Raw genomic sequence first — 21,551 nt, 5'->3', positions numbered from 1 at the left:
TGGGGGCGAAGTCGCCGATCGCGCGCTGGGCGGGAGTAGGTTCCGACATCCGTTGCAGTCCTTTCGTTCGGGTGCCTCGAGTAAGGAGGTCAGGCGCGAGACTGCGCGCTCACGGCTGCGGGCGTCTCGACGGTCGCCTCCGTCGCGGCACGCCGGCGTAGGGCGGCAGCTCCCGGCACGACCAGCGCGAGCACGATGATCAGGCTGAGCAGCAGGAATCCGCTGCCCGCCGTGAGAGCGGCCGACGCTTCCGCAGTGACTGCCGTGGCCATGCTCGTGGTGGTGCCGGAGACCGCGGCGCCGGCGATGGCGACGAGGATGCCCAGACCGAGCGAGGACCCGACCTGGTGGAAGGTGTTCACCACTCCCGACGCCGCACCGGCATCGGACGGGGTCGCGCCCGAGATGCCGTAGGTGGTCATGGGTGCGAACGCCAGTCCCTGCCCTGCTCCGATGAGCAGCATCGGCAGCGCGACGGCCGTGAGGTAGTCGCTGGTCGGTGCGATCCGGCTGAGCCAGATCATCCCGGCGAGGGTGAGCACCACCCCGACCGTCAGTGGCAGGGCGTTCCCGAAGCGGGCGGTCAGCCGAGGGATCGCCACGGCGACGGCGAAGTTGACCACCGTCATCGGCAGGAACGCCAGCCCGGCCTGCAGCGGGGTGAATCCCAGCGCTTCCTGCAGGTACTGGCTGGTGAAGAAGAAGAACCCGATCATCGCGCCCAGATACAGCAGGCGCGTCAGGTAGGCCCCGGTCCGCAGCCTGCTCGCGAACAGTCGCAGCGGCATGATCGGCTGCGCCGCACGGGCCTCCGCGACCACGAACACAGTCAGGACGACTGCGGCCACAACGAACCCGACAAGAGTGGGGACGGTCGCCCAGCCGAACTCGGCCGCGTAGAGGATCGCGAACACCAGCGACCCGACACCGAGCGTCGATGTGACCGCTCCGACGATGTCGAACCGGCCGGGAAGCTTCGGTGTGCGCGGCAAGAAGCGGGGCGCGAGGATCAGCATGGCGATCCCGATGGGGACGTTGATGAAGAAGCCGGCGCGCCAGGAGAACCACGAGGCCGTGGCGCCACCGATCACCAGGCCGAGGCTGGCGCCGATGCCGGCGGTGGCGGAGTACCAGGCGACGGCGCGGGAGCGCTGCTCGCCCTCGAAGGCGGCGGTGATGAGCGACAGCGCGGACGGGGCGACGACCGCAGCGCCGATGCCCTGGATGGCACGGGCCGTGATCAGCCACCACCCGGCCGGTGAGAGGGCGATGAGCAGAGAGGCGACGGAGAACACGATGAGGCCGAAGATGAAGACCGGCTTGCGGCCGAGGATGTCACCGGCTCGTGCGCCCAGCAGCAGGAGGCCACCGAAGACCAGGGTGTAGGCATCCTGCACCCAGGCCAGTTCTGTGCCGGTCAGCTGCAGGTCGGCCTGCAGGCTCGGCAGCGCGGTGAAGATCACCGAGTTGTCGAGGAGGATCATGAAGTAGCTGACGAGGATGACCGTCAGGATGGCGCCCTTGTGGAGCGTGGTGGTGCGTATCGCGTCAGTGATGGAGCTCATCGGTTTTCCTTCCCAACTCCATGGCACCACCGGTTCGGAAGCGGTGGCAGGGGCGCTCGTCCCAGGTACTGCGGGAACCCCCTTGCGTCTATTCGAGGAGTTCGGGCTGGGACAGCCGTAGCGCTTCGCGGTCGAGGCGGGTCTGCATGATGCGCAGTGTCGTGTCGTCGATCTGCCCGTCGTCGCGGAGTCGGATCATCGCGTCACGCTTGCGCTCGAGGAGTGCGAGCCGGAGGGCGGTGTCGTCCTGCTCGCGGGCGGCGAGGGCCTGGTCCTCACCGTGCGCTGAGGCGTTCATCACGTCGAGGTGCTCGCGATACTCCTCGAGGAGGTGGTCGCGAACCTCGTCGGGCACGTTCAACTGTGCAGCGAGCTGCGGGATGGCGAGCAGGGCTTCGTCGGCCGCCGCGTGCTGGGCGGCCGCGAGTTCGTCGTCCAGCGTGGTGTCGGGCGCGAATCCCGCCCAGCGGACGACGGGTGGAAGCAGGACGCCTTGAACCGCGAGGGTGAGGATGACCACTCCTGCGGCGACGAAGATGATTTCGGCGCGTCCGGACAGCGTCGCGGGGACGGCGAGAGCCACGGCGAGTGAGATCGCGCCTCGGAAACCTGCCATCGCGGACACCACGCGGGCACGGTGGGACATCCGTCGTGCGCGCTGCGAGGGCCGCCGGTCGAGCAGCCGAATCAGCGTCACCGTGACCATTTGGAACACGAAGCGGATCACGATGATGGCGACCCACGCGAGCACGGTGAGTGCGATGAGCGCGGGGATCTCCGGGTTCGGGACCGCGCGCACGGCGGACTGCGCCTCGATGCCGATAAGGACGAACAGTGCTCCGTTGAGGATGCTGCTGACCAGTGACCAGAAAGCGAAGGTCTGCTGTCGCGACTGCGGCGTGCTGGCACGCGGACCGGTCTGGCTGAGGATGAGGCCCGCGATGACGACCGCGATGACCCCGGAGGCGTGAATCAGTTCAGCCGCCAGGAACGCCACGAACGGGATGACCAGCAGCGCGGTGTTGTTCACGATGGGATCCGCGAGCCGGCGGAGGATCAGGGTGCCCAGCCATCCCGCGGCGACGCCGATGACACCACCGCCCACATACGCCAGGGCGACCAGCCCGGTGATCTGCCACCCGGTGTAGGCGATGTGGCCGACGGCGGCTCCCACGGCGATGGAGTAGACCACGAGTGCGGTGCCGTCGTTGACCAGGCTCTCGGCGCGGAGGATCGTCATGTTGCGGTGCGGCAGGCTGCGGGCCATCGCCCCGACTGCGGTTGCGTCGGTCGGCGCCAGGGCGGCGCCCAGGATCAGCGCGGCCCCCCAACCCAGGCCTAGTGCGACACCGATGCCGGCCACGCCGAAGGCGCTGGCGACGACGAGAAGGGTGCTGAGGATGAGGATGCCGCGCAGGTCGCGGCGGATCTCTCGCAACGACGTGGTGAGCGACTCCCAGAACAGCAGCGCCGGGAGGAACAGCACGAGCACCGCCTCGGAGGGCAGATGGATCTCTCGCACCGGTGGGATGAACCCGACGCACAGGCCCAGCGCAAGCTGGACCAGCGGTGCAGGTACTTTGATCCGCGGGCCGAGCCAAGCTCCGAGGAGCACGCACACTCCGACGAGAACGAAAGTCTCCAACGGATTCATGCTCGACCCTTCTTGGAAGGCTGTCACGGTCCGGTCGGTTCGATTCCGACCGGACCGCGACAGCGGGAACTTCTACGGTGTGACCATCACCTTGAGCGCGGTCCGGTCATCCATGGCCTGGTAGCCGGCGGGCACGTCGTTCAGAGTGATGGTGCGGTCGAAGACGCGTCCGGGGTTGATTTGCCCGGACAGCACCTGTGAGATGGCGTCCTCCATGTACGCGCGGACGGGCGCGGGACCGCCGGCGATTCGGGCGTTCTTTCCGAAGAGCGATCCGAAGCCGATGGGTGCTTCCTCGTACTGCGGGACTCCGACGCGGGAGATGATGCCACCAGGGCGGACGATGCCGTACGCCTGCTCGTAGGCCGGCATGTGACCGACAGCTTCGAGGACGATGTGCGAGCCTTCGCCCCCGGTCAGCTCCATCACCTTCGCGACACCCTCTTCGCCGCGCTCGGCGACCACGTCGGTGGCGCCGAAGTCGACACCCAGGTCGGTGCGGGCGGTGTGACGGCCCATCAGGATGATCCGCTCTGCCCCCAGCTGCTTGGAGGCGAGCACCGCGGACAGTCCCACGGCTCCGTCACCGATGACGGTGACGGTCTTCCCGGCTTCCACCTGACCCATGTGGGCAGCGTGATAGCCGGTGAGGTAGACATCGGACAGTGTCAGCAGCGAGGCGAGCGTCCCCTCGTCGGCGGTTGCCGGGTCGAGGTCGGGGACCTTGACGAGGCTGCCGTCAGCGAGAGGCACCCGGGCGTACTGGGCCTGCAGTCCGCCGGTCTCCGCGCTGCCGTACCAGCCGCCGTGCACGCACGAGGTGTGGAGGCCCTCGCGGCAGAACACGCATGTGTTGTCCTGGAAGGCGAACGGCACGATGACGAAGTCGCCGGGCTTGACGGTGGTGACCTCGGCGCCGATCTCCTCGACGACCGCGATGAGCTCGTGGCCCATCGGGCTTCCCTCCGCTGAGTGCGGCATGGAGTGGTACGGGTGCAGGTCGGATCCGCAGATGCAGGAGCGGACGGTGCGCACGATGGCGTCTGTGGGGTTCTTGATGACGGGGTCCGGGACGGTTTCGACGCGGACATCTCCGGCGCCGTACATGAAAGTCGCAAGCATGCGGGGTACTCCTCAGATCGGGATGCTTCCAATCAAGTCGTCGCGCACGATGGCTGGCAGTGGCTATCGTCACCGGTAATGGCAGACCCTCCCTCCGGGATTGACACAGGCGTAGCGTCGTGGTCATGGATCACCGCACCGAGGTCCGCGAGTTCCTGTCCACTCGCCGTGACCGCCTCACACCCGACCGGGCCGGTCTGCCCGCGTACGGCGGCAATCGGCGCGTTCCGGGACTGCGGCGTGAGGAGGTCGCCCTGCTCTCCGGGGTCAGCGTCGACTACTACACCCGTCTGGAACGAGGGAACCTCTCCGGCGCATCGGACAGTGTCCTTGAGGCGCTCGCACGCGCTCTGCAGCTCGACGAAGCTGAGACCGCCCACCTCTTCGACCTTGCTCGCACCGCCAATGCCTCGCCGACGGCGCGGAAACCGCGCAAGCGTGCCGAGGAGCTCCGGCCCAGCATCCTGCGACTCCTCGACGCCATCACTGATGCGCCGGCGATGATCCGCAACAACTACTTCGACTACGTCGCGGCCAACCAGCTCGGGCGGGCGCTGTACGCCCCGGTATTTGCCGAACCCTCGCCCAATGCCGCACGCTTCGCATTCCTCAACCCCGCAGCGCCGGAATTCTTTGTCGACTGGGACAAGAACACGCAGGAACTCGTCGCCACGATGCGTGGAGAGGCAGGCCGCAACCCCTACGACAAGCGGCTGACCGACCTCGTCGGCGAGCTGTCCACCTGGTCCGAGCGATTCCGCACGCTCTGGGCCGCGCACAACGTCCGCTACCACCGCACCGGTGTGAAGAGGTTGCGGCACCCGGTCGTCGGCGACCTGGAGCTCACCTACGAGGCATTCGAACTGCCGGCCGACCCGGGTCTGACCATGTCGACGTACACCGCGGAGCCCGGGACGCCCTCAGCGGATGCCCTCCGCCTTCTTGGGAGCTGGGCTGCGAGCGCCGCCTCTCCTGCGACCCAGGCGCCCGCGAGAACTGGCCCGCGAGAAGAGGGCGCACGATGAGCAACTGGACAGATGCAGAGCTCCGCGAGCTGGATGCGGCTTACGAGGTGCGAGTGGCCGGGCGCCGAGCGGACGGGTCTTCCCGTACCCCGGTCATCGTCTGGCACGTCGTCACCGACGGCGAGCTCTACCTCCGTTCGGTGAAAGGTCCCGACGGACAGTGGTACAAAGGCGTGGCGCGATACTTCGAAGGGTTCATAAGCTGGGGCGGTCACACTCGGCCCGTTACTTACACCCTCGATTCGTCTCAAGACGCCGCGATTGACCGGGCATACGTCTCCAAGTACGGAAACGGGTCCCCTACCCGAGCGATCACGAATGCCCTCTCCAAGCAGACCACGATGCGGGTCGATCCGGCCTAGACCGACGTCGCGATCGACAACTACCCCTCGCTGACGCGGCACGCAACGTCCCCTCAGCGCGCATCGCCCGTTTAGGGATCCCGCCGGCGGGACACCGAGCGCTACGCTTCCGAGCCGCGTCGCGGGACGACCAGATCGTTGGCAGAGCGAATATGGCCCCGGGAACAGAGGCCATCGAGTTCGATGGCGTGGCCGCCGGTGATTCGGATGTCTATCGTCTCGCCCGGGAAGAGCGTGTCGAGTGCGCGGTCGGTCACGGCGTCGGGCGCAAGCCGATCGGCGAGCACGGTCACATCACGAAGGAGCGTGTGAGCGGTGAGCGTGATGACGTGGTCGGCCCCGTCCCGCCGCGCCGAGACCTCGTAGTCCGCCGGGCGGAGCTCGCTGTCGCGGTACTCCGTGAAGAACCACACGGCACGTGTGGTGCCCACGCGGGCGATGACGCACTCCGCGGCCGCGTTGTGCGGGCTCGCGATCGCGAGAGGCACCTCGACGCGGGCGGTGCTGCGACGGGGCACGGCCAGTCCGATCTCGATGTGGCCGAGGTCGTCGCCGTCGAAGGTGCGCCGTTCGAGCCAGAGGGTGCCCACCCATTCCTCGTCGGTGTCGTTCACGAGCACCGCGACGAGTCCGTCGCCATCGGGCTGGACGGTCAGCAGCCGGTCAGCGTGGGCTTGACGGAGCGCGTAGAGCAGCGGTTTGGGTCGTTCGTCGCCGTCGACGGCAGCCCACGACGTCACCGGCCAGCAGTCATTGAGCTGCCACACGATCGTGCCGGTGCACTCGGGTAGTGAGCGCCACCACTCGATGGCGGTCCGCACCGCGATCGCCTGGTTCAGTGACATCGCCCAGTGCCAGTCGGCCATGTCGTTCGGGAGGGGGAAGTGGGCGGTGAGCCCGTCGGTGAGCTTGTCGTTGCCCTTGGCGGCCTTCTGGTGAACCAGCATGCCCGGCGATTCCGGGGTGAGCGGGTCGTCCGACACCGCGCGGGTGAGGGTGGTCCAGGTCGGCGGCCCCTGCCAGCCGAACTCTGCGACGAAGCGCGGCCGGTAGTCGCGGTACTCCGGCCAGTCGCGCTGGTTCCACAGGTCCCAGACGTGGACTGTTCCGGTCGAGGGCTCGTTCTGCCATGATGCGGGTTCGGGCGAGAACGGGCTGCCGGGCGTGTAACCGACGTGCGGGGCGAGTTCGCCGACCAGTCCCGGGAAGAGGTCGTAGTAATAGCCCGCACCCCAGGTGCGCCCGTCGAGTCGTTTGTCCCAGTTCCAGTCCTGCCGGCCCCAGATGTTCTCGTTGTTGCCGTTGAGCACGACCAGGGACGGGTGGGCTCCGAGGCGCGTGATCGCCTCCCGGGCCTCGGCGTCGAACTCCGACCACAGCGGTTCGTTCTCGGCATACGCGGCGCACGCCAAGAGAAAGTCCTGCCAGGTGAGGATGCCGCGCTCGTCGCACTCGGCGAAGAGGTCGTCGGATTCATAGATGCCGCCGCCCCACACCCGGATGAGGTTGATCCCCGCGAATTCAGCCTGGTCGAGTCGGCGCGCATAGCGGGCGCGGTCGACCCGGTGAAGGAAGGCATCGTCGGGGATCCAGTTCGCACCACGCACGTGAATCACCGCCCCGTTGACGACGATCGCGAATCCGATCCCGTGCTCATCGGGCTCGGTGCGCAGCTCAACCGACCGGAAGCCCACGCGGTGCGATCGGGTGTCGATCACCTGAGCGTCCGCCATGAGGGTGATCTCAGCGTCGTGCAACGCGGCGGCTCCGTACCCGCGCGGCCACCACAGGTCGGCATCCGGCACCGCGATGTCGGCGGATGCCACACCCGAGACGATCGGGATCGCCTGGTCGACCAGGTCGCCGACGCGCACCCGCACCTGAAGTCCACCTGCATCGTTGCCGGCGGAGACGGCGGCGTGCACGCGCAGTGTCGGCACCCCGGCGACGACATCGCCGCCGACACGCACCTCGTCGAGGCGCGGTCCGCTCCACGACTCGAGAACCACGGGCTTCCACAGCGCAGATGTGCTGGTGTCGAGCCCCCAGTCCCAGCCGAAGCTGCACGCCATCTTGCGGATCGCGTTGTACGGGTGGTGGTTGGTGTGCGGCCGGTAGCCGAGGCTGAAGCTCGCGGCATCCGCTTCTCGGACCGGCGACGCGATCGCGACCTCGATCTCATTCGGCCCCTCGTTGAGCACCGCGGTGACGTCGAACCGGTGCGTGCGGTGCATGTTGCGGGTGTTTCCGAGGTCGTGCCCGTTCACCCGTATCCGCGCGATCGTGTCGATCCCGCCGAACACGAGTCGCTGCAAGGCTTCGCCGTCCGGCGCCCAGTCGAAGGTGCCCCGATAGGTCCAGTCGGTCAGCCCGATCCACGACTGCAGCTTCTCGTTCTCGTCGAGATAGGGATCGGCGATGAGACCGGCGGTGAGCAGATCGGTGTGCACGGCGCCCGGCACGGTCGCGGGGAGAGCGCCGGCCTGACGGGCGATCGCGGGCACGTGACGGCCGGATGCTTCGATCGTCCAGTCGGAGATGGCGCGGGTGATGACGGTCATGCGGGTTCTCTCTTCTGTCGCCCGGGTGGACGGGGATCGCGGGATCGGGCGGCGCCGCGCGTGCCGGCTACTTGAGCGCGCCGCCGAGGAGGCCGGCGACGTAGTACTTCTGCAGCACCAGGTACACGATTACGCACGGGATGACGGTGACCGCGACGCCGGTCATCATGAGTCCGAAGTTGACGCCGAAGTTGCCGTCGACCGAGAGGATGCCGATCGAGACGGGGAGCGTGTACAGGTTCTGATCGGTGATCAGGATGAGGACCGCGAAGAACTCGTTCCAGGTCGCGAAGAACGCCAGCAGCGCGGTGGACACCAGACCGGGGGCCGCGACGGGGAGCATGACCCGCCACATCGCCCCGAACGCCGTGGCCCCGTCGATCTGCGCGGCTTCTTCGAGCGTGGAGGGGATCGCGGCGAACGAGTTGCGCATCAGGAAGATCCCGAGGGGGAGGTTGAACGTCGCCAGCACGAGCGCTACCCCGACGAGGTTGTTCTGCAGGCCGATGTCGCGGAGTACGAGATACAGCGGGGTGATGATCGCCTGGAACGGCACCATGAAGGTCACCAGGGTGACGAAGAACGCCACCTTGCTGCCCCGGTAGGGGAGTTTCGCGAAGGCGTACCCGGCCATGGTGCTCACGACGACAGCGATGCCTGTCGCGAGAAGCGAGACGAAGACGGAGTTGCCGGCGCTCTGCCACACACTGAGGCCCCGGCTGGTGTCGAAGATCTTCGCGATGTCGTCGATGCCGATGCGGGAGAGCATGACGTAGATCGGGTAGAGGAAGAGCACCGCGAGGCACAGTGCGATGATCCACCAGGCGATGGCCGGCATGATCGGTTGGTGGCGAGGCGTCTCGGTCGCGTGGGGGAGCACCACACGCGTGGTCTCGGGGACTGTCGTGGTCATGAGTGGTCCGAGTTCCGAAGCAGGAGCATCTGCCCGAGGCTGACGAGCCCGAGGGCGAGCATGAGGATGAGGGAGAGCGCCGACGCGTAGCCGACGTCGAACTGCACGAAGCCGGTGCGGTAGATCTGGAACACCGCCGTGATTGTGGACCCCGCCGGGCCGCCGTTGGTCATGATGTAGAACTGGTCGAACGCGAGCAGTGAGCCTGCCACCGAGAACACCAGCACGAGCGCGAGGGTGGGGCGCAGCAGCGGCACGGTGATGTGCCAGAACGTCTGCCACGCGCTCGCACCGTCGATGCGGGCCGCCTCGTTCACCTCCTCGGGGATCGCCTGGATGCCGGCGAGCACGAGGAGCATCTGGAGTCCGACGACCTTCCATGTGACCATGCCCACCACGATCGCGAAGGCCGACCAGAAGTCGGCGAAGAAGTTCTTCGTCGGATCGAGGACGCCGAGGTTGCCGAGCAGGGTCGTCGTCGGGCCGATGTCGGACTGCCACATGAACAGCCAGATGTAGCTGCCTGAGGCGAGGCCGATGACCACGGGGAGGAAGTAGATGGTCTGGAAGATCCGATGCCGGCGCTGCCCGCGGCGCACCAGGAACGCGAGACCGAACGCGCAGGCGAGCAGGATCGGGGTGATGACGATCGTGTAGAAGATCGTGAATCCGGCCGCCCGCAGGAACTGGTCGTCATTGAACGCGTTGACGTAGTTCTCGAAGCCGATGAACTCCGGCGTGCCCAGCAGCGGCCAGTCGTTGAGCGACATGAAGACCGTGCGGATGAGCGGCCAGACGAAGAAGACGCCGAGGAGGACGAAGGCGGGAAGGCTGAGGACGAGCCCGAGGATGCCGCGGCGCCGCGCGATCCTGTTCTTCCCCATCGTTTGCGGCTCCAGCGCCGCCTGCGCAACAGCAGTCATGGTGTGTGCTCCTTCAGGTGACGGGGCGGATGGCCCCGCCCCGTCACCTCGTCGGATCTCAGTTGTTGGCCTCGTCGAGCAGCGCCTGCGCCGCTTCCTGGGCCTTCGCTTGAGCTTCTTCCACGGTCCCGGTGCCGAACACGGCCTCCTGGATCATGGTGGACCAGACCCCGTTGGGGTCGTTGAACAGTTCGTTCTCGATCACGCTGTAGGGCACCTTGCCCACTGCCAGTGCGTCGGCGAACACCTGGAAGCGGGGGTCCTGGGAGATGTACAGCTCGTCGAGAAGATCGAGGCGCGTTGGCATCACGCCGGCGTCGGCGAGGATCGTCTGGGCCTCTTCGCCGGTGGCCCACTCGAGGAACTCCCACGCACCCTCGGGGTTCTTCGACCCTGACGGGATGGTGAGGTTGTCGCCGCCGGCGAACGAGCCGATCTGGCCGTCCTCGGCGCCGGGGATCGGGGCGACGTCCCACTCGAACTGTGCGCCGTCGGTCTCGTCCTCGAGGGCACCGATGAAGAACGTGCCCCAGTTCATGATGCCGACCTTGCCGGCCTTGAACGCGTCACCGGCGTTCGCGCCGCTGTCGGACTGCACGAGCTCGGGCATCGCGCCGCCCTCCCACAGGTCGCGGTACTGGGTGAGGGTGTCGGTCACCTCCTGGGTGTCCAGCAGCGCTTCGGTGCCGTCGGTGGAGAGCACGTCGCCGCCGCTCGCCCAGATGTACGGGGTCATCGAGAAGATGTTGCAGCCACCGCACGCGCCCGAGAATACGAACCCGTAGTTGCCGTCGCCTGATGCGGTGATCTGCTCGGCAGCGGCCTGCACCTCGGCCATCGTGGTCGGCGGCGCCTCGGGGTCGAGGCCCGCTGCGGCGAACAGGTCCTTGTTGTAGAACATCGCCGAGACATCGGCCGAGAAGGGCACCGAGTAGACGCCGTCTTCATACACGCCCTGGGCGACGTGCCCCGGGCTCATGTCGTCCTTGTACGACAGCGCGTCCCAGTCCTCCTTGATGTCCTTCAATGCACCGACCGATGCGAAGTAGGGCACGTAGACCAGGTCGATCGACGCGATGTCCGGCGCGCTGCCTCCGGCGGCGGCGGTGCCGAACTTCTGCACATACTCGGACGCTGGAACGAGTGTGACCTCGACCTGCGTGTCGTGAGTCTCGTTGAAAGCGTCGGCGAGCTGCTGCATGAACCGGGACTGCGAGTCGCGGGCCCAGAGGGTGACGGTTCCGCCGCTCTCTGCCCCGCTGCCCGAACCGGCGCATCCGGCCAGAGCGATCCCGACCGCGGCGACCGCGCCCATGGCGGCGAGTGTTCTCAGGTAGCGCCTCATTGCGTGTTTCCTCTCAATTGGTGAAGGGTCGCCGGCGAGCCGGCAGCGCCCGATGCCTAAACCGTCGGCAACCAGACGCGCATCGCACCGGGGGCGCGGTTCGCCCACCGGAAGTAGGGAATGGCGCGGAGCGCGCCCAGGTCGGCGACGGCGGCGGAGCCGGGCGTCTCGTAGAGTGCCCCGGATGGCCGCCGCAGGCGTGCGCCATCGATCGTGAGGGTCGGCGCGACGAGCGCGTCGTCATGCCCACCCTGGATCGCGACCGGCTCAGCGGGGATCATCACATCCTCCAGACGGATGCCGTCAGGTAGGTCCGCCTGCTCGATGCAGTAGTACACCGGGCCGCGGCGCAGCGCGAGCGCACCTCGCGCCGCGTCCACCCACGGGTGCGCCTGCTCGAACACCGGCTCGACGGGGATCTCGAGCTCGACGGTTCGGGTGCCCGCGGCCGCCTGGACGTATCCGGGCGCAGCATCCGCGCGCGTTCCGTCGACGGTGATAGCCGCGCCCTCCGCCCACCCGGGAATACGGAACTGGGTGACACGTGTCGTCGGCGCATCGAACTCGACCCGCACGGTCGGCGCCCAGGGGAAGTCGGTGGTCACCTGTGCGGTGACGCCGTCGCCGAGGTCGTAGCTCCCCGATGCATAGAGCTGGAACTGCACAGCGTCAGCAGACTCGGTCAGCACGTAGGCGTTGATGGATGCGAGGAGTCGGGCGAGGTTGGGCGGGCAGCATGCGCAGAAGTACCAGTCCAGTCGCGCCGACGGTGCGTCCTCCTCGTGCGTGTGACCTGAGCGCAGCTGCAGCGGATTGGAGTAGAAGTAGCTCTTCCCGTCGACGGCGGTCGAGACGGCGATGGCGTTGTACAGTCCCCGCTCGATCTCGTCCGCGTACTTCGCGTCCCCGTTGAGCAGCAGCATCCGCCAGTTCCAGTGCAGGTTCGCGATGGCGGCGCAGGTCTCGGAGTAGGCCCGGTCGGCGGGCAGCTCGTAAGGGTCGCCGAACGCCTCGCCGCGGTGGCGCGAGCCGAGGCCGCCGGTGACGTACATCTTCTGGTGATGGATGCTGTCCCACAGCGCATCGAGGGTCGCACGGTAGCCCGCATCGGCGTCATCGAGCTCCACGTCGGCCACGCCGGCGAGCAGGTACACCTGGCGGACGGCGTGACCGATGGCCTCGCGGGCCTCGCGCACCGGCGTGTAGTCCTGGTAGTAGGCGCCGCCGAACGCGCCCTCGCCGATCGTGCGGTGGCCGCGCAGTTCGATCATGCGCACGGCGAGCTCGCGGTGGCGCGGGTCGCCGGTCAGTCGTGAAAGCTCCACCAGGGCGGTCTCGATCTCGGGGTGGCCGTCGATGTCGTCTCGGCCGCCGGCGCCGAACGTCTCGTGCACGAGGTCGACGTAGCGCAGGGCGATCTCGAGCAGGTCGGTACGGCCGGCGTGCGCCCATGCGATCGCCGCCTGCAGAAGGTGGCCGAGCTTGTACATCTCGTGTCCCTGCGGCAGATCGGTGAACCGCTGACCCGCCAGCGGGCCCTGGTAATAGCTGTCGAGGTAGCCGTCGTCCTCCTGCACCGCGCCGAGGAGGCGAATCGCGTCATCGACGAAGCCGTCGAACGACGAGGCGTCGCCGTTGACGGCCTCCCAGCCGATCGCCTCGAGCGTTTTGTAGAGGTCGGAGTCGGCGAACAGCGGACCGCGGAACTCGGCGTCGCTCTCCCCGACCAGGCGGCGGAGGTTGTCGATGACGCCGGTCGTCTCCAGGCGTTCGATGCAGTGGGGGATGGTGGCCTCGCGGTTCAGCCGCTGCCAGTCCCCGACGAACCCGTCCGCGAGCCGCACGCGACGGATGTCGAGCGGGGTGCGGGCCGTCGTGCGTGCCGGGGCAGCCGGGGCGGCGAGCGAGCCTGTGACGCTGACCATTTTTCTCCTCATCGAGTGAGCCTTGAGTGTTCTGCCGGTTAGTACACCGGTGTACAGGGATCGATAGTACACCGGTGTACTACACGCGCAACAGGCAATTCGAGAAACTCTTCCGGAGATCAGACCGAGGCGCGCTCGATCACGGAGTGCTGGGCGACGATCACGCGGGCGTCGCTGTCGCCGCGCTGCAGGTGATCCGCGAGCCGCTGCACCGCGGTGTCGGCGATCCACGTGCGGCCTGAGTTCAGCGTCGTGAGCGCAGGGAATGCCAGTGCGGCCTCCTCGACATCGTCGAAGCCGACCACCGACACGTGCTCCGGCACACTGATGCCGCGCCGCTGCAGTTCCGACATCGCACCCAGCGCGATCGCGTCGTTCAGACCGAACACGGCGTCGAAGTCGATGCCCGATTCGACGACGCCGGCGATCGCGTGCGCTCCCGACGCGCGATTCCACGGGATCGGACCCACCAGAAGCCGATCATCGAGCACGATCCCCTCGGCCTCAAGAGCTCGCGCATATCCCAGGAAGCGCTGCGCCGCGGCTGTCGGCAGGTCGGAGCGCTCCATGCCGAGCGCGACGATCCGTCGCCGGCCCCGACGCAGCAGCAGACGAGTCATCTCGTACGCGCCCTCGACGTTCGCGACGGTCACGAAATCGAATCGCCCGCCGTACACGCGGTCGCCGATAAGCACCACGGGAACGTCGATGGTGGCCGACTCGATATCGTCTGCGCCCAGAGCGATCGGGTGGAAGAGCAGACCGTCTACGTAGCGACCGCCGTGCCCGTGCAGCAGCGCGAGTTCGCGGTCATGGTCGCCCTCGGTTACCTCGACGACCACGTTCATCCCTCGCTGCTGGGCGGCGGCGACCACCGACTGGGCAAGCTCGGCGAAGTACGGGTGGGCGATCTCGGGGATCGCCAAGGCGATCGTTCCGGTGCGCCCCGAGCTGAGGTTGCGTGCCGACACGTTGACCTTGTAGTTCAGCTCCGCGATCGCAGCCTCGATCCGCGACCGCGTCTCCGGCGTCATGTACGGGTAGCCGTTGAAAAAGTTCGACACGGTCTTCTTCGACACCCCCGCCACCCGAGCGACATCCGCCATCGTCGCTACACCCATGGTTCACCTCCGGTCGTGCGAACCATTCTTAGCACCTCACGTGCTGCTGGTCGTCGTGGGCCTTGACCGCGTCGACGCTCAGCTCTTGTTCGCAGCAGTGGTGCGACATGCCGCAGAGTCGCGGCGGCTCGGCCTGTCTCGACGACATCCGGTGAAGGATGCGGAGTGCATGCCGGGTCCGTCCGGCACAACCCCCGGATAGGATCCGAAATCAAGCCACTGGCGCGGTCCGCCTTGGTGGCACGGTCGAGGTGCGACGCCGCCATGCTTGCTCATCGCGGATTCGATGATTCAACGGTTATCCAACGGATATTCCGACGAGATGGGTCCAGGTGTGCCCAGCCCGAACCGTAGAATCGATTGCGATACAACCACTCCACCGGCAAGGAATCGCTGGTCAGGGCGAGATTGATCGAGGACAACCCAGACGATGCGACCGTCTTAGGCTCTCGGCTCATAATCGTGAGGTCGCGGGTTCAAGCCCCGCTCCTGCTACAGACAAAAGGCCCGGTAATCCGGGCTTTTTGCGTTGCATCGGTGCGGGCGGATGCTTTCGGAAAGCGCCTTCTGCCCACCTTTGCCCACCGATTCTGACCTCACGATAGTTCACACTGAGGTCTGGGTGCCCAGGCTCGCGCTCGGGAATGACGCGGGTTCGGGCGCCGCTCGTGCGGCCAGCCCGAGAACCTTGCGCAATATGAGCTTCCTCGATTGCCAGTCGAGATCGTGTCGGTCTAGCGTCAGTCGCTGCCGCTCGGGCGCTGTGAGCGCCCGGCTGGCGGGCGCTCGCGAGGCCGCGGGCTCACCATCAACGAAGCTGGAGGACTCCCCATGGCACGACCATCTTTCGCCCGTCCCGGGCCCATCGCTGCGAGCGCCGTGCTCGCGCTGACCGTCGCGCTCCTGCCCGCTCTGCCAGCCGCGGCCGAACCTGTCGCGTGCGTGCAGCCCGCCCCCAATGCGCCGATGCAGGTGACCGCGGACTGCATCGATCCGACATACACCCAGCCTGTGATCGATGCCGAGACGGACGAGACGACGCCCGTTCCGCATCACCGGGTGTCGGGTCACTTCGAGGGCACGAACATCACGTTCAACATCTACCTGCACCCCGCAGCCGACAAGTCGAAGTGGCAGGGTCGGTTCTTCCAGTACACCTACCCGACAACCTTCAGCGCCGACCAGAACACCTCTCGCGCAAGCGATCGCGCCATCGGCTTCGCGCTCGCCAGCGGCGGGTACGCGGTGCAGGCCGGAAACGGGTTCCTGTCGCTGGGCTACCGCCACACCGCCGCAGCGGCGAAGTTCGCCGAGACCGTGGCCGCGGCCTACTACGGCAGCGATCGCGCCATCTTCGGGTACCTGTACGGCCCCAGCGGCGGCTCGTTCCAGACGGTCGGCGCAGCCGAGAACACGGACGGGGTGTGGCAGGGTTTCGTTCCGTTGGTGCAGGCCGTGCCGACGCCGAACAGTTACAACTTCAACGGGCGTGCGGCGGCCGAGCTCATCCTCGCCGACAAGGCCGACGAGATCCGCGACGCGCTGCTGCCCGGGGGCAGCGGCGACCCCTATGCCACTCTCGATGAGGCGGAGCGCGCGATGCTCACGGAGGTGCACAAGCTCGGCATCCCGTGGAAGGGATGGGAGAACCCCGACTACCTGCTCGGCTACGACCCCGCCTACTTCGGCGGCGGGCTCGACTCCGACGACCCGCTCGTCTATGATCCCACCTTCGTCGACGACTTCTGGAACACCGCTGGCTACCTCGGCGCTGAAGACTCCCCGCTCGGCGAGCGGGTGCGGGCCGAACTCGTCGAAATGGGGGACACGATCGGCCACCGCTGGAACATCGCCAAGCGGTTCGCGTACCGGTATCAGCTCCCAGCGGCCGGCACCGGGTGGATCGCTCTCGACCAGTTCCGCGCCGCGGACGGTACCCCGCTCTATCCGCAGCGTACGGTGGGGGAGCCCGGGTTCTCGGGCGCGGTGTCGGGCAACGCCGCCTTCGACGGTTCGATCAACGGCAAGATGATCGTTGTGTCGAACCTCTACGACGTCGACGCTCTTCCGATCCACACCGACTGGTATCGGAAGAAGGTCGAGTCCAGCCTCGGCGCCGCCGCCGGCAACGCCTACCGGGTGTATTACACAGATCATGCCGACCACCAGGACGCTGCGCCGACCGGAGCACGCGCGGCGACGCTGGTCGACTGGTACGGCAGTGTCGAACAGGCGCTGCGCGACGTCGCCGCATGGGCGGAGAAGGGGGTCGCGGCGCCCGTGTCCACCCGCTACGAGATCAAGGACTCGCAGATCGTCGTCTCGCCGTTCGCCCTGGTGCGCGCCGGCATCCAGCCGACCGTGGACTTCGTGACGCTCCGCGACGGCGTGATCACGACGCGGGTGGGCAAGCCGGTCGCGCTGCTCGCGGCAGCGCGTGCGCCGCTCGGCGGGGGGAAGATCGTCGCTGCGGAGTGGGACTTCGAAGGTGATGGCACGTACGTCGCGGGGAATGCGGGCAAGCCGCAGAAGATCGCGGCGCTGGCGACGACGCATCGGTTCACGCAGCCGGGCACCTACTTCGTGAGCGTGCGGGTCACGGCCGAGCGCAACGGTGATGTCAATGCCGGTTTCGCCCGCGTGCAGAACATCGACCGCGTGCGCGTGGTCGTGACGCAGTAAGGCATCGGGCGGGTGGGCCAGATCATCGCCGCGGAGTGGGACTCCGAAAGCGACGGCACCTACGTCGCCGGCGATGCCCGCAAGCCGCAGCCGATTGTCGCACTCACGACGAAGCACACGTTCACCCAGCCCGGGACGTACTTCGTCAGCGTACGCGTGACGGCGGAGCGTGACGGCAACGTCGGCGCCAAGTACGCGCTACTCCAGAACATCGACCGCATCCGAGTCGTGGTCACGCAGTAGCCGACGGCCGGACGGATGCCGCGAGCTGCGGCATCCGTCCGGCACCCGGGTGCGACTCAGCGCGAGCGAGTCGAGCCGCGCACCACGAGCGTGCACGGCAACTCGATGCGCTCGTGGGCCGGGTCGTCGTGACGGCGCAGCTCCTGGGTGAGCTCGATCGCCCGTGTCGCCATCTCGCGCAGCGGTTGATGCACGCTGGTGAGTGGCGGCCGAGCTGCAGCGGCCCGCGGTTCGTCATTGAATCCGACCACGCTCACGTCGTCGGGTATCCGCTTGCCCGCGCGAGCCGCCGCGCGGTACACCGCGAGGGCCATCTCATCGTTGCAGGCGAAGACGCCGACATGCGACTTGTCCGACGTCACGAGCTTCATGAGATCGGCGGTCAAAGGTGCGTCCGTCCATTGCGAATCGACGTGGACCACCTCGGCGTCGGGACGGAGCTCGGCGATGGCCTGCCGGAAGCCTTCTTCGCGCGCACGACCGAAGCGGTAGCGAGGCACACCGGTGACGACGGCGAATCGATCCACGTCGCAGTTCGCGAGATGCGCGCCGGCGTCGTAGCCTCCTTGCCAGTCCGTCGTGCCGACACTGGCCAGTTCGCCTTCCGGATCGGACCGAGGATCGAGCAGCACGATCGGAATGCGGAGCCCGCGGATCTCCTCCAGCTGGCTTGCCGTGGGCTTGATGATGCCGATGACGACTCCCGACGGGCGCCGCGTCGCGACCCGGGTCGGCCAATCGTCTGACGGATCGGGACGGTCGAGCGTGAGCACCAGATCGAAACCGAGACGGAAGGCAGCTTCACGCGCACCTGTCGTCATGGCATCGGTCCAGGCGTCGTCGAAGCTGCCGAGCACGAACTCGATCAGCCGTGGGTCCAGTGTCGTCGGTCGCCCCCGCGTCGACTGGGAGCGCTCGTAACCCAGAGAACGTGCCGCATCTGCAACGCGCTCGCGTGTCTCGCGGCTCAGATCGCCGCGGCCGGCCAGGGCGCGCGAGGCCGTGGCAACCGAGACCCCCGCAGCTTCGGCGACCGCTCGCATCGTCACGGTCGGTGTCGGTGCCTCGCCCATTCGCCCCCCCTGCGTGCTTGCGCAATATCGCGTCTGCGCTGCAGGGTAGCGCGATCGGATGCGCTCCGTGTAGCTCAGCGAGTGGACCGCAGCATATTTGCGCAAATGTCCCCTGGTGGCCTTGTCGGCCCTTTCGGCCCGGCCTAGGCTCGCGTCGCCACCCGTCCGGCTCCCTCAGGAGACACCCATGGCCGAACTCACCCCACCTGCCGCACTCCGATTCGAACACCGCACCGATCGTGGTCCTGTGCTGGGTATCGCCTCCCCGTCTCCCCGGCTGAGTTGGACGATCGCCACCGCCCCGGACGAGTACGTGCAGACGGCTTACGAGATCGAAGTCGCACGCGGCCTCACGACCGAGCGGTGGGTGGTGGAGTCGGCAGAGCAGATCTTGGTGCCGTGGCCCGATCTGCCACTCCACTCGCGTGAGGCGGCAACCGTGCGAGTGCGAGTTCGCGGCCCGGAGTGGAGTGACTGGAGCGAGCCTGCGACGGTCGAAGCCGGTCTGTTCGATGCAGACGACTGGGATGCACGTTTCATCTCGCCCGTCGGCATCGGCGCCCTCCGGCAGGCGGCACCGGAGTTGCGGGGGACCCTTCACGTCGATTCGCGCGTCGTCAAGGCTCGCCTGTACGCGACCGCGCACGGCATCTACACCGCAACGATCAACGGCGCCCCAGTCGATGACACGGTGCTCGCACCCGGATGGACCGCCTACGAACACCGCCTCCGCACCAGGGTGTACGACGTCACGGGGCTCGTGAAAGCCGGCGACAACACCCTGGACATCACGCTCGGCAACGGTTGGTGGCGCGGGCGATTCGGTTTCCTCGGAAAGCGGGCTCTATACGGTGATCGGCTCGCGGCGCTGGCCCAACTCGAGGTCACCACCGGCGACGGGGCCGTCCACGTGCTGGGCACCGACGGACGATGGCGAGCTCGCGCGACCGGCATCCTGATCGACGACATATACGACGGGCAGACGACGGACCTTCGATTCGAGCCTGACGCGCCATTCGCTCACGCCGTTGAGCCGATCGATGCCGACCTCGCAACGCTGGTGGGCGAGGACGGGCCCCCGATGCGAGTGACAGAAGTGATCCCCGCGGTGTCAGTGACGCGGTCGCCAACCGGTCGTGTCCTGGTCGATTTCGGTCAGAACGTCGTCGGCTGGGTGCGCATCAAGGCGTGCGGCGCCCAGCCCGGTGATGAGGTGGTGGTGCGGCACGCCGAGGTGCTCGAGCATGGCGAGCTCGCGGTGGAAGCACTTCGCAGCGCAAAGGCCACGGACACCTACTTCCTGAGCGGATCGGATGCCGAGTCGCTGGAACCGTCCCTGACGTTCCACGGGTTCCGGTATGCCGAGGTCGCGGGCCTGGAGGACCTCCGCGCGAAGGACATCGAGGCAGTCGTCATCGGCAGCGACCTCGAGCGAACGGGGTGGTTCACGTCGTCCCACGCGCTCCTCGACCGTTTCCACGAGAACGTCGTATGGGGGATGCGCGGGAACTTCCTCGACGTCCCGACCGACTGTCCGCAGCGAGACGAGCGACTGGGCTGGACAGGCGACATCCAGATTTTCGCGCCGACGGCGACATTCCTGTTCGACTCCGCCGGATTCCTGACGTCGTGGCTCGCCGATCTGGCAGCCGAGCAGGATGCGCAGGGGCGGGTTCCGCACGTCGTGCCCGACATCCTTCGCACTGATCTCACATCGGCGCCCGCTGCGGCGTGGGGCGATGCGGCGACGATCGTGCCCTGGACGGTGTGGGAGCGCACCGGAGACCGAGTGATTCTCGAGCGGCAACTTCCCAGCATGCGGGCGTGGGTCGACTGTGTGCGTGCCGAGGCGGGCGCCGACCTCATCTGGCGTGGAGGTGCCCAGTACGGGGACTGGCTGGATCCGACCGCTCCGCATGACGACGCCTCGCTGGCCAGGGCGGATCCCGACGTCGTCGCCACCGCACACTTCGCACGTTCGGCGCAGATCGTCGCATCGGCCGCCGACGTGGTCGGCGACGACGACATCGCGGCAGAGTATTCAGACCTCGCTGCGCGGATCCGGGAAGCGTTTCGGCGAGAGTTCGTCACGGCTTCCGGGCGCGTGCTCTCCGACGCGCAGACGGTGTACGCGCTGGCGCTCAACTGGGGTCTGATCGACGATCCGACAACGCGCGAAAGGGCGGCGGATCGACTCGCCGACCTCGTGCGTGCGTCGGGCCATCGCATCGCCACCGGATTCGTCGGCACGCCCATCGTGTGCGATGCGCTTACGGATGCCGGCCGCCACGATGTCGCGCATCGCCTGCTGCTGCAGACCCAGGCGCCGTCCTGGCTGTACCCCGTGACGATGGGCGCCACCACGATCTGGGAGCGATGGGACAGCCTGCTTCCCGACGGAACCGTGAACCCGAGCGGCATGACCTCGTTCAACCACTATGCACTCGGCAGCGTGATCGACTGGCTCCATCGGCGCGTCGCCGGTCTGGGATCGACGAGCCCAGGATTCCGGACGGTCGCGGTGCGTCCCATCCCGCCTCGCGCGCTCACACGTGCCGCGGCCAGCCACCGTACGCCCTACGGGATGGCCAGCGTCGCGTGGTCACGAGAGGCGGGGGAGTGGGCTCTGGAGGTCGAACTTCCTGTGGGCACGACGGGCGTCGTCGAGCTGCCGTGGGGCGGCGGGTCCGTACAGATCGGTCACGGACGCCACGAGTGGCGTCTCACGGAACCGGGGTTCACGGAGGTCGCGCCGCAGACGGTTCGCGACGTCGTCGACGACGAGGCGTTGTGGTCGCAACTCGTTTCGGTTTCCGCCGCTGAGGGCGTCATCGACTCCGATGTGCGGATGGCCCGGCTGCTTGCACCGTTCTTCGACCGCCCAGCCACCGAGATCGGCGACGCGGTGTGGACGAGATTCTGGCCGTCCGACTCCGCGAAGCGGGCGCTGGCCGATCTCGTCGGCCCCGCGCCCGACCTGTTGCGCAATATAACCGGAGCAATTGCGCAATAATCTTGACCCTCGTTGCCGGCGCTC

At 67.5% G+C, this 21,551-nt stretch carries 15 protein-coding genes; 5 read left to right on the top strand and 10 right to left on the bottom strand.

The features are described from left to right. Window positions 1–89: 89 nt before the first annotated feature. From IR212_RS12495 to IR212_RS12485, 3 genes are all read right to left on the bottom strand, one after another. The gene (locus IR212_RS12495) at window positions 90–1,565 is read right to left on the bottom strand and encodes an MFS transporter (RefSeq protein WP_194396222.1); all 1,476 of its coding nucleotides are present in this window, start codon (window positions 1,563–1,565) and stop codon (window positions 90–92) included. Between the two features lie 88 nt (window positions 1,566–1,653). Then, window positions 1,654–3,180, bottom strand: a complete 1,527-nt coding sequence (locus tag IR212_RS12490; protein ID WP_237684547.1) for a Na+/H+ antiporter — start codon at window positions 3,178–3,180, stop codon at window positions 1,654–1,656. A 111-nt stretch (window positions 3,181–3,291) separates the two neighbouring features. After that, entirely contained in the window at window positions 3,292–4,341 is a 1,050-nt protein-coding gene (locus tag IR212_RS12485; protein WP_194396220.1) for a zinc-binding dehydrogenase, read from the bottom strand. Window positions 4,342–4,466: 125 nt separating this feature from the next. Between IR212_RS12485 and IR212_RS12480 the strand changes: the two genes are divergently transcribed. Then, window positions 4,467–5,366: a helix-turn-helix transcriptional regulator gene (locus IR212_RS12480; RefSeq protein WP_194396219.1), complete on the top strand. Its 900-nt coding sequence runs from the start codon at window positions 4,467–4,469 to the stop codon at window positions 5,364–5,366. Beyond that, window positions 5,363–5,728 carry a DUF2255 family protein gene (locus IR212_RS17340; RefSeq protein ID WP_194396218.1) on the top strand — a complete coding sequence of 122 codons (366 nt, stop codon included), beginning with the start codon at window positions 5,363–5,365 and terminating at the stop codon, window positions 5,726–5,728. Before IR212_RS12480 ends, IR212_RS17340 begins: the two co-directional genes overlap by 4 nt. Before the next feature lie 101 nt (window positions 5,729–5,829). On the opposite strand, the gene IR212_RS12470 is transcribed toward IR212_RS17340, so the two are convergent. From IR212_RS12470 to IR212_RS12445, 6 genes are all read right to left on the bottom strand, one after another. Beyond that, window positions 5,830–8,289: a glycoside hydrolase family 2 protein gene (locus tag IR212_RS12470; RefSeq protein WP_194396217.1), complete on the bottom strand. Its 2,460-nt coding sequence runs from the start codon at window positions 8,287–8,289 to the stop codon at window positions 5,830–5,832. Window positions 8,290–8,356: 67 nt separating this feature from the next. After that, on the bottom strand, window positions 8,357–9,202 hold the full coding sequence (locus tag IR212_RS12465; protein WP_194396216.1) for a carbohydrate ABC transporter permease: 846 nt from the start codon (window positions 9,200–9,202) through the stop codon (window positions 8,357–8,359). Then, complete coding sequence (locus IR212_RS12460) at window positions 9,199–10,125, bottom strand: carbohydrate ABC transporter permease (protein WP_228479298.1); 927 nt, start codon at window positions 10,123–10,125, stop codon at window positions 9,199–9,201. The genes IR212_RS12465 and IR212_RS12460 overlap by 4 nt, the downstream gene beginning before the upstream one ends. Before the next feature lie 58 nt (window positions 10,126–10,183). Continuing rightward, window positions 10,184–11,470 carry an ABC transporter substrate-binding protein gene (locus IR212_RS12455; RefSeq protein WP_194396215.1) on the bottom strand — a complete coding sequence of 429 codons (1,287 nt, stop codon included), beginning with the start codon at window positions 11,468–11,470 and terminating at the stop codon, window positions 10,184–10,186. Between the two features lie 56 nt (window positions 11,471–11,526). After that, complete coding sequence (locus IR212_RS12450; protein WP_228479297.1) at window positions 11,527–13,395, bottom strand: glycoside hydrolase family 127 protein; 1,869 nt, start codon at window positions 13,393–13,395, stop codon at window positions 11,527–11,529. Window positions 13,396–13,514: 119 nt separating this feature from the next. Beyond that, on the bottom strand, window positions 13,515–14,501 hold the full coding sequence (locus tag IR212_RS12445; RefSeq protein ID WP_194396213.1) for a LacI family DNA-binding transcriptional regulator: 987 nt from the start codon (window positions 14,499–14,501) through the stop codon (window positions 13,515–13,517). A gap of 846 nt (window positions 14,502–15,347) precedes the next feature. On the opposite strand from IR212_RS12445, the gene IR212_RS12440 reads away from it, so the two are divergent. Together IR212_RS12440 and IR212_RS12435 are read left to right on the top strand one after the other, a co-directional pair. After that, window positions 15,348–17,198: a PKD domain-containing protein gene (locus IR212_RS12440; RefSeq protein WP_194396212.1), complete on the top strand. Its 1,851-nt coding sequence runs from the start codon at window positions 15,348–15,350 to the stop codon at window positions 17,196–17,198. A gap of 12 nt (window positions 17,199–17,210) precedes the next feature. After that, a complete protein-coding gene (locus tag IR212_RS12435) occupies window positions 17,211–17,441 on the top strand; it encodes a PKD domain-containing protein (RefSeq protein ID WP_194396211.1) in 231 nt (76 codons plus the stop codon). Between the two features lie 56 nt (window positions 17,442–17,497). Here the strand turns inward: IR212_RS12435 and IR212_RS12430 are convergent, their stop codons facing one another. Next, on the bottom strand, window positions 17,498–18,514 hold the full coding sequence (locus tag IR212_RS12430; protein ID WP_194396210.1) for a LacI family DNA-binding transcriptional regulator: 1,017 nt from the start codon (window positions 18,512–18,514) through the stop codon (window positions 17,498–17,500). A gap of 187 nt (window positions 18,515–18,701) precedes the next feature. Between IR212_RS12430 and IR212_RS12425 the strand changes: the two genes are divergently transcribed. Beyond that, complete coding sequence (locus IR212_RS12425) at window positions 18,702–21,527, top strand: alpha-L-rhamnosidase (protein WP_194396209.1); 2,826 nt, start codon at window positions 18,702–18,704, stop codon at window positions 21,525–21,527. Window positions 21,528–21,551: the final 24 nt, after the last annotated feature.

Origin of the sequence: Microbacterium atlanticum (assembly GCF_015277815.1) — a bacterium.
In the GTDB taxonomy this organism is placed as follows: domain Bacteria; phylum Actinomycetota; class Actinomycetes; order Actinomycetales; family Microbacteriaceae; genus Microbacterium; species Microbacterium atlanticum.
This window is presented reverse-complemented; position numbering and strand designations above follow the sequence as displayed.

Coding starts and splice junctions, on each gene's coding strand:
- IR212_RS12495 (WP_194396222.1), bottom strand. CDS start 1,565: ATGAGCTCCATCACTGACGCGATACGCACCACCACGCTCCACAAGGGC.
- IR212_RS12485 (WP_194396220.1), bottom strand. CDS start 4,341: ATGCTTGCGACTTTCATGTACGGCGCCGGAGATGTCCGCGTCGAAACC.
- IR212_RS12480 (WP_194396219.1), top strand. CDS start 4,467: ATGGATCACCGCACCGAGGTCCGCGAGTTCCTGTCCACTCGCCGTGAC.
- IR212_RS17340 (WP_194396218.1), top strand. CDS start 5,363: ATGAGCAACTGGACAGATGCAGAGCTCCGCGAGCTGGATGCGGCTTAC.
- IR212_RS12470 (WP_194396217.1), bottom strand. CDS start 8,289: ATGACCGTCATCACCCGCGCCATCTCCGACTGGACGATCGAAGCATCC.
- IR212_RS12465 (WP_194396216.1), bottom strand. CDS start 9,202: ATGACCACGACAGTCCCCGAGACCACGCGTGTGGTGCTCCCCCACGCG.
- IR212_RS12460 (WP_228479298.1), bottom strand. CDS start 10,125: ATGACTGCTGTTGCGCAGGCGGCGCTGGAGCCGCAAACGATGGGGAAG.
- IR212_RS12455 (WP_194396215.1), bottom strand. CDS start 11,470: ATGAGGCGCTACCTGAGAACACTCGCCGCCATGGGCGCGGTCGCCGCG.
- IR212_RS12450 (WP_228479297.1), bottom strand. CDS start 13,395: ATGGTCAGCGTCACAGGCTCGCTCGCCGCCCCGGCTGCCCCGGCACGC.
- IR212_RS12445 (WP_194396213.1), bottom strand. CDS start 14,501: ATGGCGGATGTCGCTCGGGTGGCGGGGGTGTCGAAGAAGACCGTGTCG.
- IR212_RS12440 (WP_194396212.1), top strand. CDS start 15,348: ATGGCACGACCATCTTTCGCCCGTCCCGGGCCCATCGCTGCGAGCGCC.
- IR212_RS12430 (WP_194396210.1), bottom strand. CDS start 18,514: ATGGGCGAGGCACCGACACCGACCGTGACGATGCGAGCGGTCGCCGAA.
- IR212_RS12425 (WP_194396209.1), top strand. CDS start 18,702: ATGGCCGAACTCACCCCACCTGCCGCACTCCGATTCGAACACCGCACC.